The organism is Hyphomonas sp. CY54-11-8 (genome assembly GCF_000682735.1).
In the GTDB taxonomy this organism is placed as follows: domain Bacteria; phylum Pseudomonadota; class Alphaproteobacteria; order Caulobacterales; family Hyphomonadaceae; genus Hyphomonas.
This window is the reverse complement of record NZ_AWFD01000038.1, coordinates 109,683-127,694: the sequence shown is the minus strand read 5'-3', so window position 1 is coordinate 127,694 and position 18,012 is coordinate 109,683. Positions and strand designations below refer to the sequence as shown.

At 61.2% G+C, this 18,012-nt stretch carries 12 protein-coding genes; 9 read left to right on the top strand and 3 right to left on the bottom strand.

The window, feature by feature from the left end; translation table 11 throughout:
- Nucleotides 1-86 precede the first annotated feature (86 nt).
- On the bottom strand, nt 87-971 hold the full coding sequence (gene hemF, locus HY17_RS18705) for an oxygen-dependent coproporphyrinogen oxidase (RefSeq protein ID WP_034769537.1): 885 nt from the start codon (nt 969-971) through the stop codon (nt 87-89).
- Between the two features lie 187 nt (nt 972-1,158).
- Between hemF and petA the strand changes: the two genes are divergently transcribed.
- The 7 genes from petA to HY17_RS18670 all read left to right on the top strand — a co-directional run bounded on the left by petA (nt 1,159) and on the right by HY17_RS18670 (nt 7,268).
- On the top strand, nt 1,159-1,731 hold the full coding sequence (petA, locus tag HY17_RS18700) for a ubiquinol-cytochrome c reductase iron-sulfur subunit (RefSeq protein ID WP_034769535.1): 573 nt from the start codon (nt 1,159-1,161) through the stop codon (nt 1,729-1,731).
- Between the two features lie 12 nt (nt 1,732-1,743).
- A complete protein-coding gene (locus HY17_RS18695) occupies nt 1,744-3,204 on the top strand; it encodes a cytochrome b N-terminal domain-containing protein (RefSeq protein ID WP_034769533.1) in 1,461 nt (486 codons plus the stop codon).
- Nucleotides 3,205-3,219: 15 nt separating this feature from the next.
- Nucleotides 3,220-4,161, top strand: coding sequence for a cytochrome c1 (locus tag HY17_RS18690; RefSeq protein WP_034769530.1), 942 nt, complete (start codon nt 3,220-3,222; stop codon nt 4,159-4,161).
- 113 nt (nt 4,162-4,274) lie between these two features.
- Nucleotides 4,275-4,811, top strand: coding sequence for a hypothetical protein (locus HY17_RS18685; RefSeq protein ID WP_034769528.1), 537 nt, complete (start codon nt 4,275-4,277; stop codon nt 4,809-4,811).
- Nucleotides 4,804-5,325, top strand: coding sequence for a GNAT family N-acetyltransferase (locus tag HY17_RS18680; protein WP_155843676.1), 522 nt, complete (start codon nt 4,804-4,806; stop codon nt 5,323-5,325). Before HY17_RS18685 ends, HY17_RS18680 begins: the two co-directional genes overlap by 8 nt.
- Nucleotides 5,322-6,200, top strand: a complete 879-nt coding sequence (locus tag HY17_RS18675; RefSeq protein ID WP_034769523.1) for an S-methyl-5'-thioadenosine phosphorylase — start codon at nt 5,322-5,324, stop codon at nt 6,198-6,200. The genes HY17_RS18680 and HY17_RS18675 overlap by 4 nt, the downstream gene beginning before the upstream one ends.
- Nucleotides 6,201-6,269: 69 nt before the next feature.
- On the top strand, nt 6,270-7,268 hold the full coding sequence (locus tag HY17_RS18670) for a hypothetical protein (protein WP_034769521.1): 999 nt from the start codon (nt 6,270-6,272) through the stop codon (nt 7,266-7,268).
- Between the two features lie 9 nt (nt 7,269-7,277).
- Here HY17_RS18670 and HY17_RS18665 read toward each other — a convergent pair whose 3' ends face one another.
- Nucleotides 7,278-8,810 carry a helicase HerA-like domain-containing protein gene (locus tag HY17_RS18665; RefSeq protein WP_034769519.1) on the bottom strand — a complete coding sequence of 511 codons (1,533 nt, stop codon included), beginning with the start codon at nt 8,808-8,810 and terminating at the stop codon, nt 7,278-7,280.
- Between the two features lie 152 nt (nt 8,811-8,962).
- Between HY17_RS18665 and HY17_RS18660 the strand changes: the two genes are divergently transcribed.
- Both HY17_RS18660 and HY17_RS18655 read left to right on the top strand, forming a co-directional pair.
- A complete protein-coding gene (locus tag HY17_RS18660; protein WP_051600338.1) occupies nt 8,963-10,084 on the top strand; it encodes an AI-2E family transporter in 1,122 nt (373 codons plus the stop codon).
- A 351-nt stretch (nt 10,085-10,435) separates the two neighbouring features.
- Nucleotides 10,436-15,163, top strand: a complete 4,728-nt coding sequence (locus HY17_RS18655) for an NAD-glutamate dehydrogenase (protein WP_034769517.1) — start codon at nt 10,436-10,438, stop codon at nt 15,161-15,163.
- Nucleotides 15,164-15,237: 74 nt separating this feature from the next.
- Here HY17_RS18655 and HY17_RS18650 read toward each other — a convergent pair whose 3' ends face one another.
- On the bottom strand, nt 15,238-17,973 hold the full coding sequence (locus HY17_RS18650) for a M1 family metallopeptidase (protein WP_051600322.1): 2,736 nt from the start codon (nt 17,971-17,973) through the stop codon (nt 15,238-15,240).
- Nucleotides 17,974-18,012: the final 39 nt, after the last annotated feature.

The window sequence follows — 18,012 nt, the reverse complement described above, 5'->3', positions numbered from 1 at the left end:
CGTCTACCCCAAGCGCGGGAATCTTGTGCCGCGAGGATGAGCTTTCTGACTGGAGACCGGGCGCTTCTGCCGGAATTGCGGGCCGGTCAGGGCCATTTCACCACGGGCGGCATGGAGGACAGGATGCTGGTGACATTGCCACCGGTCTTCAGTCCGAACGTCGTGCCGCGGTCGTAGAGCAAGTTAAACTCCACATAGCGGCCGCGCTGGATCAGCTGTTCTTCGCGTTCGGCTTCGCTCCATGCCTTCTGGAACCGCTTGCGTACGAGTTTGGGATAGATGCCGGCGAATTGCTTTCCGACTTCCTGCGTGAACGCGAAATCCGTTTCCCAGTCGCCCGTATTGAAACGGTCGTAGAAAATACCGCCGGTGCCGCGCGGCTCGTCCCGGTGAGGGAGGTGGAAGTAAGTGTCGCAGGTTTCCTTCATCTGCGCATAGTCCGCGCCGGGGTGCGTATCGCACGCTGCTTTCATGGCGGCGTGGAATTCCACAGAATCCTCGAAGGCCTGATCGCGCTGATAGGCGAGCAGGGGATTGAGGTCTCCGCCGCCGCCGAACCAGCTCTGGCTGGTTACAAGCATGCGCGTGTTCATGTGAGCGGCGGGCACATGCGGGTTACGCGGGTGAGCGATGAGCGAAATTCCCGAGGCCCAGAATCGCCCGTCAGACTGGTCTGCGCCGGGGATTTGTGCAGCGAAGCCTTCCGAGAAAGTGCCATAAACCTCTGAAAAATGGACACCGACCTTCTCGAACACCTTGCCGCGCATCAGGCCCATACGCCCGCCGCCCAGGTCCTCGCTGCCGTCGCCGCGTTTCCACTCCGTCAGCTCGAATTTGCCCGCATCGCCCCGGTACAAGGGCGGTTCAGCGGCCTGCTCAATGGCTTCGAAGCGGCTGCAGATGTCTTCCTGGAGGGCGCGGAACCAGTCTCGCGCGCGCTGTTTTTGGGTGTCGAGGTCGGTTATCGTCATGGGCATTGTCTTGTGGCGTAAGCTGCACAGCTTGCAAGCCCCCTGTTGTCACAGGGCTCAAGTCAGGATAACGCCCTTTTTCAGTGTATCTCAGGGGGCTGGCCCCGCGCCCACTTGCCGCAATGTGCGAGAGGGCGGGGTTCTGTAATTAGGGGCCAGAACTCTGCCTGTTGAGGACGGGAAAAGCGTGACCGATCAGACATCACTTGAGCACGGCGGTGCTGTTGACGAGGACCGCCGCAACTTTATTCACATCGCGACGGGAGCGGCAGCTTTCGGCGGTGCTGCCATGTTCGCCTGGGTCGCTGTCGACCAGTGGAACCCGGCAGCAGATACCAAGGCCGCATCGGCCCTGGACGTCGATATCTCCAAGATCCCGCTGGGCAGCGAAATTCGCGTGCTCATCGGGGGCAAGCCTTTCTTTGTCCGTCACCGGACCCCGGCTGAGATCGCTGCGGCCGAATCGGTGAACGTCGCATCGCTGCGTGACCCGCAGACCGATGACGAGCGCCTGAACCCGAAGCCGAACGGCGAACTGAACCGGGCTATCCTGATCACGTCAGGTTCCTGTACGCACCTCGGCTGCGTCCCGGTCGGTCCGGCACAGGGCAACACCGGCGACTTCGGCGGCTGGTACTGCCCGTGCCACGGTTCGCACTACGATACGTCCGGCCGCATCCGCAAAGGCCCGGCCCCCCGCAATCTTCCGGTTCCGAACTACCGCTATGTTTCGGACACCGTGGTCAACATCTCGCTGTAAGGACGGTAGCCCATGAGCGGACACGAATCCTCTTACACTCCGACCAATGCGTTCACACGCTGGCTGGATACCCGCCTGCCAATCATCCGGTTCGCCCAGGATACGGCAATCAATTTTCCGACCCCGAAGAACCTGAACTACTGGTGGACCTTCGGTGGCATCCTGGCGGTCTGCCTTGCCACCCAGATCATCACCGGTGTGATTCTGGCCATGCACTATGAAGCCAGCGTCGATGGCGCCTTCGCTTCGGTTGAGCGCATCATGCGCGATGTGCCTTATGGCTGGCTGCTTCGCTACATCCACGCCAATGGCGCCTCGATGTTCTTCCTTGCGGTCTACATTCACATGTTCCGGGGGCTTTATTATGGTTCATACAAAGCGCCGCGCGAAGTGCTCTGGATCCTCGGCTGTGTGATCTACCTGCTAATGATGGCCACGGCCTTCCTCGGCTACATGCTGCCCTGGGGCCAGATGTCCTATCACGGTTCCAACGTGATCACCGGCCTGTTCGGTGCGATCCCGCTGATCGGTGAGAGCATCCAGACCTGGCTGATGGGCGGCCCGTCCATCGGCAACCAGACCCTGCAGCGCTTCTTCTCGCTGCACTATCTGCTGCCGTTCATGATCGCGGCTGTCGTGATCCTGCACGTCTGGGCGCTGCACGTTCCGGGCAACAACAACCCAACTGGTGTCGAAGTTCAGGATGTCGAGAAGGAAACGGTTCCGTTCCACCCGTACTACACGGTGAAGGACGCCTTCGCGATCGTCATCTTCCTCCTCATGTTCGCGGTGTTCGTCTTCTACGCTCCGAACGTGCTGGGCCATGCCGACAACTATGTTGAGGCCAACCCGCTGGTCACGCCGTCGCACATCGTGCCGGAATGGTACCTGCTGCCATTCTACGCAATCCTGCGTGCCATCACCTTCGACCTCGGCCCGATCCCGGCCAAGCTGCTGGGCGTGATCTTCATGTTCGCGGCGATCGCGGTCCTGTTCCTGCTGCCATGGCTCGACACGTCTAAAGTGAAGTCCATGCGCTACCGTCCGGTGGCCAAGCAGTTCTTCTTCGGCTTTGTCGTGGTCTGCCTGCTGCTCGGCTGGTGTGGTGCGGCAAACCCGGATGACGCCGTAATCCCGGCGTTGCAGGGCGATCCGAAACTGGTCGTCAGCTACACCGAGAATGCGGTGGAAGTGACCAGCGAATACAAAGGCGGCGGTGAAGCCTACCACGACGCCAAGAGCTTCATGGAAACACTTCCGGCTGGTTCGAACCCATCGCTCTCCGCGGTGCCGGCGCCGACCTTCCAGTTCCGGCATCTCTCGCTGATCCTGACCTTCTGCTACTTCGGCTACTTCGTGATCCTTTTCTTCATCGGTCTGACCGAGAAGCCGAAGGAAGTTCCGGAATCCATCCACAAGTCGGTCCTGAAACGCCACAAGGCGTCGACGGCAACCGCCATTCCGGCGGAATAGGGAGCCAGAGGAACCATGAAAGCGCTTCGACTCCTCACTGCCGGCCTGGCCGGACTCATCTTCACCGCTGCGGCCCACGCTGCAGGCGGCGCCGAACACCCGCACCCGCCGGAAGGTGGCTGGCCGTTCGAAGGCCCGACGGGCCAGTTCGACCAGGCATCGCTGCAGCGCGGATATCAGGTGTATCATCAGGTATGCTCATCGTGTCACTCGATGAAACTGATGAGCTACCGGAACCTCGGCGAACCGGGCGGCCCGTTCTACGACCCGGCCTATCCGAACCCGAATGACAATCCGTTTGTGAAGGCATTGGCTGCCGAGAATGAAATTCTCAGCCCGACGCCGAACGACATCGGCGAATTCGATTACCGTCCGGCAACGCCTGCTGACACGTTCCGTAGCCCGTATCCAAACGTGGAAGCGGCCCGCGCTGCCAATGGTGGTGCAGCTCCGCCCGATCTGTCGGTCATCACCAAGGCCCGCCATGGCGGGGCCAGCTATGTCTTCCACCTCCTGTCGGGCTATCCGCATGACGACGCGTTCGTGAAGCGGGAAGTCGATGGCGAGACGGCCAACTATCTCGACATGTCGAAAGTCGGCGGTCATGGCGGCGAACACAGTGAAGGCTTCCTGAAGATCAATCCGGGCCAGTACTACAACCCGTACATGGCCGGTGACACGACGCCGAACTATGAAGGCGACCCGCGCCACGCACCGAAAGGTGGGTTCCTGGCCATGCCGCCGCAGCTGCTTGAAGGCCGCGTCGAATACACCGACGGCACAGAGGCAACGGTTGAGCAGATGGCTTATGACGTCGCTCAGTTCCTTGCCTGGGCTGGTGAGCCGAAGCAGGAACACCGCAAGTCGCTGGGCCTCGCAGTCATGGCTTACCTGCTGATCCTCGCTGTCCTGTTGTGGTTCTCCTACAAGCAGATCTGGCGGAAGATCGAGCACTAAGGCTCGCTTCATCAGACAATCCGAATTGAAAAAGCCCCGGTTCTGCCGGGGCTTTTTTCTTGCAGCGGCGGCGATCCCGCTTTTATCTTCCTTGCCCTCAGGTGGAGGGAGTGATGGCAGAAGGAAAATTTTTGAGTATTGCGAACGCAGCCGGGGCGGTTGGCGGCGCTGTCGTAGGTGGTCTGGGCGTGATGTTCGCGCTGGGGGACACATCGCCCAAATCGCTGTCGGGCATGGCGTCTTCGCTCGACCGGATCGCTGAAAATCTTGAAAAGATACAGGATATTGACCCGTCAGCCGCCGGAGAAGCGGCCGACGTGCTGAAGCGGGCTGATCAGATCAGCCGCAAGGTCGCCGAGAAGGCCGTTGGTTTGGAACTGCCCAATGTGGATGGTGTCCTGCTCACGGACGAGGGCGTGGCGATCCCCGCCAGAGAGACCAAAACCATCGTGATGGGGAATGGCGACCGGGTGAGCATGAGCTACCTCGACCGGACCACGAAGGGCTATACCATGACGATAAATGGCCAGGAGGGACTATTCCCGATCGGCGCCCATATTCACACGTCTGAAGATGGAAAATGCTTCGTGGAGTTCCTGAGAACCGAGGACCATTTCACGAAAATCGTTGTCAGGGCCGTCTGTGAGTGAGCCTGAGACGATCGGCATGTCCGGTATTCGTCTCCGTCGCGCAGGGCCGGCGGATGGCACGCTTGTCGAGCACCTGACGCGCCGGATCTGGACGGGGCGGGTATCTGAGGAATCCACCGTTTTCCGGGAGACACCGGCATACGTCACTGCGCAGCTGGAGAAGGGTGGCGGTGCGATCCTGCTGGACGATGGAGTGCCCGTCGGATCGGGTCGCTGGGTCCCCGTGCCCGGGCCCTCGGGGCAGGGGGCATGGATGGAAATCAAACGGATCGGCGTACTGGAGGCCTATCGCAAACGCGGCTTTGGGGAGGTCATCCTGAAGGCGCTCGAAGAGGCAGGCCGCGACGCCGGCGCAGAGGGCGCGCAATTGGCGGTTCGTCACGACCAGGTGAGGCTGGTCGACTTCTATGCCGGGCTTGGTTACGTGCTGGCAGATGATGTGGAACTGACCACGCCCAACCCGCGCTCTCCGCCACCCATCGGCATGCGCAAAGACTTCAGGACAACCAGATGAGCAAATGGACCCTCGGTATCATTGGCGGCTCCGGCCTTTACGAAATTGACGGTCTGGAAGACCGGCGGGAAGAAACCGTCGATACGCCATGGGGCGCGCCATCCGATGCATTGGTTCATGGCCGGATTGGTGATGTAAAACTGGTCTTCCTGCCGCGCCATGGCCGTGGCCATCGGCTGACCCCAAGCGAAGTGCCGTACCGTGCCAATATCGCTGCATTGAAGATGGCCGGCGTAACCGATGTGCTGGCCATTTCGGCCTGTGGCAGCCTTCAGGAAGCTTATGCGCCGGGCGATTTCCTCGCTGCCGACCAGTTCATCGACCGGACTTTTGCCCGTTCGAAAACCTTCTTCGGCGATGGCATGGTCGCACATGTCTCGATGGCCCGCCCGGTCTGTTCCCGTTTCAGCGCGATGGCGGCGGACGCAGCAGAAGCAGCCGGCGCGAAAATTCACCGCGGTGGCACCTATATCGCCATGGAGGGTCCGCAATTCTCGTCGCTGGCCGAATCAAAGCTCTACCGCCGGTGGGGCTGTGACGTGATCGGCATGACCGCGATGCCGGAAGCCAAGCTGGCACGGGAGGCGGAGCTGCCATATGCCATCCTCGCAATGGTGACCGATTATGATTGCTGGCGCGAAGAGGAAGAGGCCGTCACGGTGACCAATGTGCTGGAAGTCATGGCGCGGAACAGCACGCTCGGCCGGAAAGCTGTTGTAAAACTGGCGGAAAGTCTGAGTGGAACGGAGCGTACGCCGAGTCCGGACGGAATTGATACCTGCCTGGACTATGCCTTGATTACTGCTGAGGCAGCCCGCAACCCGGAAACAATCCACAAGTTGCAGGCGATTGCGGGACGCGCGCTGGGCGGCTAAGGTTTCCGTTCCATTAACCTGAATATTCGCGGGGCTGGCGTTTTCGGGCTGATCGGAGGGGAGCTCAGAATGAGTGAGTCGCAGTTCTACACGTTCATTACCGGCGGGGTCTCTCTGATGATCGCTGCCGGGCTGCTGGTTGCCTGGCATCTCTGGCGCATGCGCGAAGAACATCAGGCCGGCATCGTGTCGGCCCTGGATGGGGTCAGCCATGAATTGAGGATCAACCTCCAGCGGTTCGTTTCGGAGCTGGGCCAGGTCCACGCCGTTCAGGAGGCCGGACCGGACCTTCTTTTACCTGTGCGTCACCCGCAGCTGGATGGCGTCAATGCCTCCATGATCCGCGCGAACCGCAACGCACTGGCCGTGATCGGCAACACCTATCAGGAACTTGAGGCTCGCAAGATGGCGCTGCGCGCTGCGCTGGCCCAGGGGCGTGAGCCGGTCGATTCCATGGACGACGCAATGGATGCCACGATCAACGGCATCGCGACGCTTTACATGTGGGAAGTGCATGGTGGGGCCCGGCCGTCGGAAGTCGGCCGCGTCCGCTCATGGGACGTGCGCGACTGGATGAAGGGGCACAATTTCAGTCAGCAATCGCTGCCGGGCATGTATCTTCGCGACGAAGTGGTTGAACGTCTGCGTGCCTACGGCTTGCACCTCACGCCGAAGCCGCTGACCCATACGGCCCACGAATACTATTCCATGCAGTATGACCGGAAGACCGACATTCATGCGCCGTTTGGGCGGCGCAAGACACCGGAACAATTGGAAGAGGCTGCCCGCCGGGCCGAAGAAAAGGCCGCGAAGAAAGCCGCCAAGCAGGCTGAAAAAGAAGCCCGCAAGGCCGAGAAGGCGGCTGAAAGGGCAGCCGCCGCTGCGGCTGCAGAAGAAGAAGTCATGGGTGAAGACAGCCCGGTGGCCGATGAAACCTATTCCGATGAGACCTATGAACAAGGTCAGGTCTTCCAGTCATCCGACGACGACACATCTGATATGATGGATGATGATGATGACGAACTCGGCATGCTGGAAGATGCCGAGCCGAACTCCCGCCCGAACTAGAACACAAGCCTAGCGGCGCTTCATGCTGCCCAGAATGCCGCGCAGGATGTAGCGGGTGAATTCGCGGGCAGCAGAACGGGCCGCCTGGTTGCCCGCCTTTTGCAGCGGAGACATGCGGCGGGACCGGCTCGAACTGGTTCTCTTGGTCCGGGCCTTCTTCTTTTCCAGTTCCTTTGCCGCTTTTTCTTCCTCTTTGGCCAGGCGTTCTGCTTCTTTGGCGGCTTTCGCTTCCTTGGCTTCCAGGATTTCGTAAGCGGACTCGCGGTCGACCACGCCTTCATATTTTCCGGCGATCGGGCTCTCATTGATAATCTTCTTGCGTTCGGCATCTTCGGCAGGGCCGAGCCGGGAAGCTGGCGGGCGAACGACCGTGTGCTGAACAATGCTCGGCGCGCCTTTGGCATCCAGTGTGGAGACCAATGCTTCGCCAACGCCGAGCGTGGTGATCACTTCTTCTGTGTCGAAGGCCGGATTTGGCCGGAAGGAATCGGACGCTGCGCGGACACCCTTGCGTTCCGCCGGCGTGTAGGCGCGCAGGGCATGCTGGAAGCGGTTGCCGAGCTGGGCGAGCACGCTCTCCGGCAGGTCGCGCGGGTTCTGCGTCACGAAGAAAACGCCGACGCCCTTGGAACGGATCAGGCGGACGACCTGTTCGATCTTCTGGAGGAGGGCAGATGGGGTGTCGTCGAAGAGGAGGTGAGCTTCGTCAAAGAAGAAGACGAGCTTCGGCTTGTCCGGATCGCCCACTTCCGGAAGCTGTTCGAAGAGTTCCGAGAGGAGCCACAGCAGGAAGGTGGAATAGAGTTTCGGGCTGTTGATGAGGCGGGTGGAATCCAGAACGCTGACGACGCCGCGGCCATCGGTGGTGGTCCGCATCATGTCCGGCAATTCCAGCGCCGGCTCACCGAAGAAATGTTCGGCGCCTTCGCGTTCCATGACCAGCAGGTTGCGCTGCAGGGCGCCCAGCGAGGCGGAGGCGATATTGCCGTATTCCTTGCTCAGCTCATCCCGGATTTCCTTGTCGCCCATATGGGCGAGCAGCTTGCGCAGATCTTTCAGGTCGAGAAGGGCGAGGCCGTTGTCGTCGGCATATTCGAAGGCGATGTTCAGCACGCCTTCCTGCGCGTCGGTCAGCCCCATCAGGCGCGACAGCAGCAGCGGGCCCATTTCCGAAATGGTGGTGCGGACGGGGTGGCCTTTCTCGCCGAACAGGTCCCAGAAAATCGTGGGGGCGCCGGAATAGGAATAGTCGGCGAGGCCGATCTTTTCAGCACGGGAGACGAGTTTCGGATGAAGCGGATGCTTTTCGCTGCCCGGCACGCAGATGCCTGAGAGGTCGCCCTTCACGTCGGCGCAGAAGACCGGCACGCCGGCATCGGAAAAGCCCTGGGCGAGGATCTGGAGCGTTACGGTCTTGCCCGTGCCCGTCGCACCGGCGACGAGGCCATGCCGGTTGGCGATCTTCAGCAGCAATTCCTGTGCGACGTCCGGTTTGCCGGTGCCATTGGCGTCTGCGCCGCCGATGAAAATGGAGTCTGTCATGAATGCCCCGCCTCTTTCGTTTCTGCCGGAACGCTAGAGAATTCGCCGGATTCGGCAAGGGCCGGGGTGCAAAGGCCTGGCACAGCGGGGGGCTGCTTGACGCAGAGCGGGGCTGGCGCCACGCTCAGCGCAGGCAGAAGGGGAATCCGGACATGAGCCGAGCCGCCACGACAGGGATCTGGGTCATCGCAACTGGCGTGATCATCGCGTTCCTTTACTGGACACGCGCCATTCTCGCGCCATTTGCGCTTGCCGTGTTCCTGTTCCTGACCATCGAGGGCTTCGCCACGATGATCGACAACTGGACCCGGTTCCTGAAGATCGGCCATGCCCGGATCATTGCGATCCTGCTGGTCCTGGGCGGCTTCATTGGCTTCATCGGCCTGATGGCAAACGGCATCGCCGAATTCGGCCGCGACGCCGGCGAGTACGAAACCAAGATCAACGGCCTGATCCAGGAGGCCTATGATGTCGTGCACATGACTGGCGCCCCGACACTGCAGGAATTGCTGTTCAACGAGACCGGCCAGCGATTCTTTGCCACCATCGCAAACGCGACCGGTGACCTGTCTGGCGATGTCGTTCTGATCCTGATCTATGTTGCGTTCCTGTTCCTGGCCCAGTCCGGGTGGTCGCTGAAGCTCGACAATATCTTTCCCGAAGCGGAAGCGCGGACGCAGGTGCGGGAGGTGGGGGAAGAGGCCCGGCGCGGGATCGAAAGCTACCTTTGGACCCAGACTGTGATCTCGGCCCTGATCACGGTGCTGACCTATGGATCGCTACTGGCGCTGGGCGTGAAAAATGCGCTGTTCCTATCGGCGCTGATTTTCGTGCTGAACTACATTCCCACGGTGGGCTCCATCGTCGCTGCGCTGGTGCCGCCGCTCTTTGCGCTGGTGCAGCCAAGCATGCCGGTCTGGGTGCCGGGCGTTCCGCCGCAGGACACATATATCTACGCCGGAATCGTTCTGGCGGTGGTCAGTTTCTGGCAATTCTCCATCGGTAATTTCATCCAGCCACGTATGATGGGAGAATCACTCAACCTGTCGTCGTTGGTGGTGCTGCTTGCGCTGGCGATCTGGGGTGTGATCTGGGGGATCCCCGGCATGTTCCTGTCCGCCCCGCTGACTGTGTTGATGATGGTGCTGTTTGCACAGTCCGAAGGGACACGCTGGATCGCAATCCTCCTGTCCTCAGACGGCAATCCTCAGGGCAAGGGAGGGCTTCATGGGGAAAGAGTTACAGCCGACGCTGCACAAGATGGTGGAGCGTAAACGCAATTCATGGCAAGCCACAACCACACCGCGATATGAATGACTTGGGCTGTCAGCATTTCAGGAATTTATAAGTGGACTGATGCGCAGATCTTGCGAATAAAATATTTGATACAAAATATAGAATCAGGCCTCCGCGTGCGTCCCCCCACCCAGCCTGCGGATCAAGGCCTGTAGGGCCCGCCGGACACGTCCCCGTTCGGCGGGCCCGTTCTTTTGGCGAAAGCGTTTTGTATCTCGCCAGTGCAACACGGAAGTTTCATTTGAAACGATCAAGTTGAAGGACTAGGTGACCCGCGTTACACCGGAACACCTCCGAATCCTTCATTTCTCCCCGTGTGAGTCGCTCCCATGAACAATCAGACTGTTGCCACCGATCCGCTCGATCAGGTGCTGACGCAGGTCACCCTGGAATCCGGCAATGAAGAGCTGAGCGGCCTGGAACCGGCCGACATCGACGCATTGGCCCGGGGGCTCTGGAACTGGGCATCGGGTTTGCCGGAAGGTGAGCAGGATGTGCGTATTCTGGTCGATGCCGTAGGCGCGTCGGGCCCGCTGGGCCGCAGCATTCTTGAAGCCGCGGGACCGGACATGCCGTTCCTGGTCGATTCCCTTTTGGGCGAGTGCGCCGATCAGGGCTTTGAAGTGCGGACAATGTTCCATCCTGTCGTTCGCCTGGCCGATGGCCGCATGATCTCGGTAATCCAGATTCACCTGCCACGCCTGACAGAGCGCGAGGCAGACCGTCTGGTCAAAGGCGCGCGCCAGACGCTGGAACACACGGCACAGGCAGTCGCAGACTTCAAGCCAATGAAGGAGCGGATGAGGGAAGAGATTCGCCGCCTGTCCCTGCTGGAAGAACCGAAGCATGCCGACACGCACGAAGCCGTGGCGTTCCTGGAATGGCTGACGAAAAATCACTTCGTCTTTCTCGGCTGCCGCGAATACCGGTTCGAAACAGACGCTGAAGGCCGCGTGCTGCCGGAAGAACCAATCATGATCGAAGGCAGCAATCTGGGCCTGCTGCGTGACGAGGATTTGAACGTCCTGTCCCGGGATGCGGAGCCTTTGGTGCTGACGCCGGAGATTGGGGAATTGCTGGAAGAGCCGTTCCCATTGATCGTCGCCAAGTCGACCCTGATGAGTCGCATCCATCGCCGCGTCGCCTGTGACTATGTCGGGGTCAAAAAATATGACGAGCAGGGGCGTGTAAACGGGGAAGTGCGCTTCCTCGGTCTGTTCACGGCCGAAGCCTATGACGAAACGGCACGCTCCATTCCGTTCATCCGCCGCCGTGTGCTGAAAGTCATCGCCTCCTCCGGGGCAACGCCCGGCGGGCACACCGAGAAGGCCATCGCCAATCTGCTTGAGACCTGGCCACGCGATGAGCTGTTCCAGACCAGTTCGAAAACGCTGGCGCCGATGATCATGGGTGCGCTGCACCTGATCGGCCGGCCGCGCACCCGTTTGTTCCTGCGCCGGGACCAGTTCGACCGGTTTGTCTCCGCCATCGTCTACGTGTCGCGCGAAGCCTATGACACGACCCTTCGGGAGCGGATCACCGAAGCGCTGCTGACAGCCTATAATGGCAAACTCATCCGCTTTCAGCCTTATTTCGATACCGGGCCACTGGCACGTGTACACTTCCAGATCGCGATCGACCGGAACCACCCCGAACCGGACGTTGAGGCACTGGAAGCCGAGATCACCAAACTCGCCCGCACCTGGGACCAGGCCCTTCGCGAGGCCGTGATTCAGGCCGATCTCGACGAGGCCGAGGGGGAAGGGGCCCGCGCCTTTATCGGTGCGTTCAATGCTGCCTATCGCGAAGCCTTCACGCCGGAAGAGGCGATGCTGGATGTCGCCATGATGGCACGGCTCAGCGCCAATTCCCCCATCGTGGCCAGAGCTTACCAGACCCCGAATGAGGATCCGGACAAGATCCGGGTAAAGATCTATTCGCGTAACGGATCCATTCCGCTTTCGCGTTGCGTGCCCGTGTTCGAGAAGATGGGCCTGTTTGCGGCTTTTGAAACGGGTTATCCGGTGCGGCCGGGTGAAAAGCCTGTGCCGGATGCGCCGGATGTCTACTGGGTGCACGATCTCTCCATGCGCTCGGAAAACGGTGCGCCGATCGATCTCGATGAAGTGGCGCGTCGCCTTGAGGAAGCCTTTGTCGCTGTATGGAGCGGCTATGCCGAGAATGACGGGTTCAACCGTCTGATCCTGGCGGCCGGGGCCAGCTGGCGCGAGGCGGCCTTGATCCGTACGCTCTGCGCCTACCGGCGCCAGACGGGCCTCGATCAGCCGCAGGAGGTACAGGAAGGGGCGTTGGCCCGGTACCCGGCCCTGACTCGTCTGTTGGTCGACCTCTTCGCAGTTCGGTTCGATCCATCCAAGGATCTCAGCCTGCGCCAGCGTGAGCAAGCCTGCCGTGAAATTTGCGACAGTATCGAAGTGAACCTGCGGGATGTGTCCGCTCTGGCGGACGATCAGGTGTTGCGCCGCCTGACGGACCTCATCCTCGGTGTGCAACGAACCAATTTCTATCAGACGACTGCCGACGGCGGCCCGCACAGCTTTGTCAGCCTGAAGATCGCCAGCCGTGAGCTGCGGGAAGTGCCGGAGCCGAAACCGTTCCGCGAGATCTTCATGTCCAGCCCGAAGGTTGAAGGGGTTCACCTCCGCTTTGGTCCGGTGGCACGGGGCGGCCTGCGCTGGTCGGACAGGGCGGCGGACTACCGCACCGAAGTGCTGGGTCTCGTCAAAGCGCAGCAGGTGAAGAATGCAGTCATCGTCCCCGCCGGGTCCAAAGGCGGTTTCTATCCGAAACAGTTGCCGGATCGTTCAGACCGCAATGCCTGGTTCGAAGGTGGACGGGATGCCTACAAGGAATTCATTACGTCGCTGCTGGAGCTGACGGATAATCTGATCGACGGCGAAGTCACGCATCCTGCGGATACGGTCGTGTGGGACGGTGATGATCCTTACCTGGTCGTCGCTGCCGACAAGGGCACGGCCACGTTCTCCGATACGGCCAATGCCATCAGCCTCGAAAAAGACCACTGGCTGGGCGATGCCTTCGCCTCAGGCGGATCGGCCGGTTATGACCACAAGAAGATGGGCATCACGGCGCGGGGCGCCTGGGAAGCGGTGAAACGCCACTTCCGGGAAATGGGCAAGGATATCCAGACCGAGCCCTTCACGGTCATCGGCGTTGGCGACATGAGCGGTGACGTGTTCGGCAATGGCATGCTGCTGTCGCCAGAAATCCGCCTCGTGGCAGCGTTCAATCACATGCACATATTCATCGATCCGGACCCGGTCGATTCGAAGAAGAATCTGGCCGAACGTCAGCGCCTGTTCGACCTGCCACAATCAAGCTGGGAAGACTATGATACGAGCCTGATTTCCAAAGGCGGCGGCGTGTTTGCCCGGTCTGCCAAGTCGATCGAACTCACCGACGAGATCAAGGCGTTGACAGGGTTGAACGCTGATACCGTCACGCCCGACCAGCTGATCAACGCGCTCCTGAAATCGCAGGCGGACCTGCTCTGGTTCGGCGGTATTGGCACCTATGTGAAAGCGGACACCGAGACCAATGCCGAAGTCGGCGACCGGGCCAATGATGCCATCCGGGTCGGCGCGCACCAGCTGCGCGTGAAAGTGATCGGGGAGGGTGCCAATCTGGGTGTGACCCAGGCGGCCCGGATCGAGTTTGCCCTCTCCGGCGGACGGGTCAACTCTGACGCCATCGACAACTCGGCCGGTGTCGATTCTTCCGACCACGAAGTGAATATCAAGATCCTCGCTGCCGAAGCGATCCGTCTTGGCAATCTGGAAGAAGACAAGCGCAACGCCTTGCTTGCGGACATGACCGACGATGTCGCTGCCCATGTCCTGCGCCACAATTACGACCAGACCGCTGCCCTCACGCTGGCAGAAGCCACGGCGAAGCAGGATCATGAAGCGCTGGAGCGCCTGATGGTGCACCTTGAAAGCCGGGGCGTGCTGGACCGCGCGCTGGAGGGCCTGCCCGATACCGGCGACATGAAAGTGCGCGCCGATCACGGGCAGAGCCTCAGCCGTCCGGAACTGGCGGTGCTGCTGGCCTGGTCTAAGATCACCCTGTTTGATGACCTTGTCGCGTCCGACCTTCCGGACGATCCCTATTTCGAGGACGTGCTGAGGGCCTACTTCCCCAGCCCGATCGACTCCTACCACGAAGCGATGGACAATCACCGCCTGAAGCGGGAGATCATCGCGACGGTGCTGGCCAACCGGTCGCTCGATATGGGCGGCACGATCCCCGTCTTCCGCCTGCGGGAGATGACCGACACGACCGACATGGCCGCCATTGTGCGGGGCCTTGAGGCGGCACGGGTGGTGCTGGATTTCGAAGGCTTCCAGCGCGAAGTCGACGCGCTCGACAATGTTGTTCATGCAGATGTTCAGACGGACCTGCGCCTCCTTGCCGCGCAGGCAATGAGCGCGGCAGCGGCCTGGTTCGTGACGTCCATGCCGAAAGGCACGTTGCAGGAACTTGTGGACGCCACCCACGCCCCGCTCAATGAGTTCAAGGCCTCGCTCGCCGACATCCATACGCAATTCCCGGCGGCGCAGATCGAGCGGTCGACCCGTACGCTGATGCGGCGTGGCGCCCCGGAAGAACTGGCGCGCTGGGCATCTGCCATGAGCCTGTTTGCCCAGGGCCTCGTCGTGGTGGACCTGGCTCGCGAGACCGGTGAGAAAGTGCCCGTTGCGGGTGAGTGCTTCTTCCAGATCGGCGAAGCGCTACGCCTCGATCGCCTGCGGGTTACCGCTTTGGATGGCTTGTCCAAGGCCGGCTTCTGGGACCGTGTCGCCGGGCGCCGCCTGATTGTTGAACTGGTGCAGACGCAGGCCGATGCGGCGCGCGATGCCCTCGCGGCGGGCGGGGCAGCGGCCTGGTTGTCCAAGCATCAGGATGGTCGCCGGGACCTGCTGGCGACGCTCACGGAACTCGGCAGGGAAAAAGCCTGGAGTTTTGCGAAATTTGCACTCGCCGCCGATGCCGTGCGCCATTTCATGAAACGCTAGACATAAACTCGCGCCAAACAAAAAGCCCCGCATCCGGTAACAGATGCGGGGCTTTGATTTGTGGTGCTGACGGATCAGTCTTCCGAGAAGATGGCCTTCACATCGTCAGCAGTGGCGGCCCGGAGGGCACTGCAGTTTTCACCGCGTTCGACACCCTGCGCCAGAGAACGCTCATAACCCGGCATCAGGTCGGCCTGGCTTTCAAAGAAGGCTTTGGCGTCTGCCACATCTTCCGCCGTGCAGAACGCGCTGGCCATCTTCGGCATCTGAGGCTTCCGGATCAGCGGGATCTTCGCCACGATGCTTGCGAAATTGTCCTTGATCAGTGGCCAGACGGTCGACTGCGCCTTCTGGTTCGCCAGCGAGTAGTTGTAGATCGAGTAGAGTTCGTTGCCTGAGACCTCGTCGCTGAGGGACAGTTTGAACAGGTCGGCCACGATGTCCGGCGTGGCTTCGCCAGCAATGGCGGAGAGGATGGTCACGCGTTCTGTCTGGTTCTGCGAGGTCCGCACGAAGTCGATTGCACCCCGATAGAAATCCCAGTCGCCATTCTCGACGCCCGCTGCGACCGCAGCATAGAGGTCTTCTGAGGGCAGGGCGGCTGGATCCGCGTCCTGGCCGATTCCCATATAGGCTTTGCCGCGTGCCGCGACTTCCGCGCGATCATCGGCGCGGTTCCCGTCTTCCAGCAGCAGGCTCCAGAGCGACGGGGCGAGCAGGCGCTCCGAGGTCGACAGTGCCGGGGCCGGGCGTTCGGAGAGATAGGTCCAGACCGGGCCATAGGTTGTCTCGATCCAGTCGGCGAGGCTGGCCTTGCCGTCTTCGTCCAGCATGGCCTTCAGCGAACCGATTTCGCCGATGGAGGAATAGATCGCCGCTGCCGACCCACCGGCCGACGTTTCCAGTGCGGACACGAGATCTGCCGCGCTCAGCTTGCCAGCGTCGAACCCGGCGCCGATGGAATCGAGCAGCATCATCTGCTCGGCCGGGCTGAGCGAGGCATAGTTTGCCTGCAGGGCTGCGGCATTGTCCGCATCGGTCTCAAACCGCCAATAGCCAGCACCACCGGCATTCGGCATCACCCAGTCCGGGCAGGCGTCGAGCGTGATTGTGTTTGTTTTCGCTGATAGCATCTGGCGGACGACACGGTCGCCGGAGGCGTCATGGATACGCGCTGCGAACGGGATTTCCCAGGTCTGGGCATCCGTGTCGATCCTGGAGCCGAGCGGCGCGTAGCGGCTCTGTGTGACCGAGATTTCACCTCCCGTGGGCGCAGAACAGCTCACAGTCACATCAAGGAACGGGATGCCCGGCTGGGAGATGAAGGAGGTGAATGAGGACACGACGCCCGGCTGGCCGGAGCCATCGGCCAGACTCTGCATGAAGTCCTGCGTTGTGGCCACGCCATCTTCGAAGCGGCGCATGTGCAGGCGGATGCCATCGCGGAACGTGTCTTCGCCCAGATAGGTCTCGAACATGTTCAGCACCGCGCCGCCCTTGCGGTAGGTGATGGAATCGAACGCGTCGCCGATATCGCCATTTGTCAGGATCGGGTTGCGGATCTGGCGGGTCGAGATGAGGCTGTCGGTCGGCATCGCGTTGAGGCTGGAATTGATCGGGCCCAGGGACCAGTCGCCTTCTGGGTCGATGGCATTCATCGTCTTCGTGCTGATCCAGGTCGCGAAGGCTTCGTTCAGCCAGATATCGTTCCACCAGGCCGGCGTGACCAGGTTGCCGAACCATTGGTGGCCCAGTTCGTGTGCGTGGGTGCTGTAGATGCCACGGCGCCGCGCCAGAGACGTACGGTCGTCGATCAGCAGGGCGGCTTCGCGGTACACGATGGCGCCCGCATTCTCCATGGCGCCATAGGCAAAGTCTGCCGCAGCGATCAGGTCCAGTTTTCCGTATGGATACGGATAGTCGAAATAGGATTCCTGCCACTCGACCATTTCGTCAGTGATGTCGAGCGCGTCCTTGAGCTTCTCGCCTTTGCCGGCTGGCGCGAAGGCGCGTAGGGGAACGGGTTCGGGGCGCAGGTCCGTTGCCGGGATCGGGTCGGCCACGACCTGGTCATAGGGCCCGACCATGATGGCAACGAGATAGGACTGAAGCGGCCGGGTGGTTGCGAAATGGTGGCGGACGAGGCCATCGCCGAGGTCTTCCGCTTCGGTTTCAGCGCCGTTCGCGGCGACTTCCATTTCGGCGGGCGCGGTCACGGTCAGCGTATATGGGGTCTTGAAGCGCGGCTCGTCGAAGGAGACGAACATGCGGCGCGCGTCGATGTCTTCGAACTGGGTAACGAGATAGGGAAGGCCGCCTTGCTCGACCTTGTAGAGGCCGGCCAGGTGGAGATTGTACGGCGCTTCATATTTGAGGACGAGCGTCGCATTGCCGGCCGGAAGCGGCGCGTCGAAATCGATACGCGCAACCCCATCCGGTGTCTGGTCTCCGGTGAATGTGGCGCCGATTTCCATCCCGTCCGGCAGGACCGCCTTGATCGAGGAGACCACCGGGCCAAGGGCGTGCAGCCAGATGCGGGAATGCGGCTTTTCCAGAATGAGATCGATCTCTTCATACCCGGTGAAGGTCGCCGCATTCGGGTCCGTCACCAGATCGAGCCGGTAAGCCGTCGGGCGGACACCGGTCGGCAGCTGGCCTCTCGGAATTTCAGCCTGGAGAACCGGGGCCTGCGCCGCAGCGGTCTCTGCTTCAATGGATGCCGCGGCGGAGTCGGCCGGCGTGCTGCAGGCCGACACAAGAATGACGGACGCTGCGCCTGCGAGGAGAGCGGTTGCAAATCTGGTTTTCATGGGAGGCAGTCTCTTTGGTCAATTCTGAGGCTGTTTTTG

Bases quoted from the DNA above. Each gene is read 5' to 3' on its own strand.
- HY17_RS18665 (WP_034769519.1), bottom strand. From the start codon at position 8,810: ATGACAGACTCCATTTTCATCGGCGGCGCAGACGCCAATGGCACCGGC.
- HY17_RS18685 (WP_034769528.1), top strand. From the start codon at position 4,275: ATGGCAGAAGGAAAATTTTTGAGTATTGCGAACGCAGCCGGGGCGGTT.
- HY17_RS18675 (WP_034769523.1), top strand. From the start codon at position 5,322: ATGAGCAAATGGACCCTCGGTATCATTGGCGGCTCCGGCCTTTACGAA.
- hemF (WP_034769537.1), bottom strand. From the start codon at position 971: ATGACGATAACCGACCTCGACACCCAAAAACAGCGCGCGCGAGACTGG.
- HY17_RS18655 (WP_034769517.1), top strand. From the start codon at position 10,436: ATGAACAATCAGACTGTTGCCACCGATCCGCTCGATCAGGTGCTGACG.
- HY17_RS18695 (WP_034769533.1), top strand. From the start codon at position 1,744: ATGAGCGGACACGAATCCTCTTACACTCCGACCAATGCGTTCACACGC.
- HY17_RS18660 (WP_051600338.1), top strand. From the start codon at position 8,963: ATGAGCCGAGCCGCCACGACAGGGATCTGGGTCATCGCAACTGGCGTG.
- HY17_RS18690 (WP_034769530.1), top strand. From the start codon at position 3,220: ATGAAAGCGCTTCGACTCCTCACTGCCGGCCTGGCCGGACTCATCTTC.
- HY17_RS18670 (WP_034769521.1), top strand. From the start codon at position 6,270: ATGAGTGAGTCGCAGTTCTACACGTTCATTACCGGCGGGGTCTCTCTG.
- HY17_RS18650 (WP_051600322.1), bottom strand. From the start codon at position 17,973: ATGAAAACCAGATTTGCAACCGCTCTCCTCGCAGGCGCAGCGTCCGTC.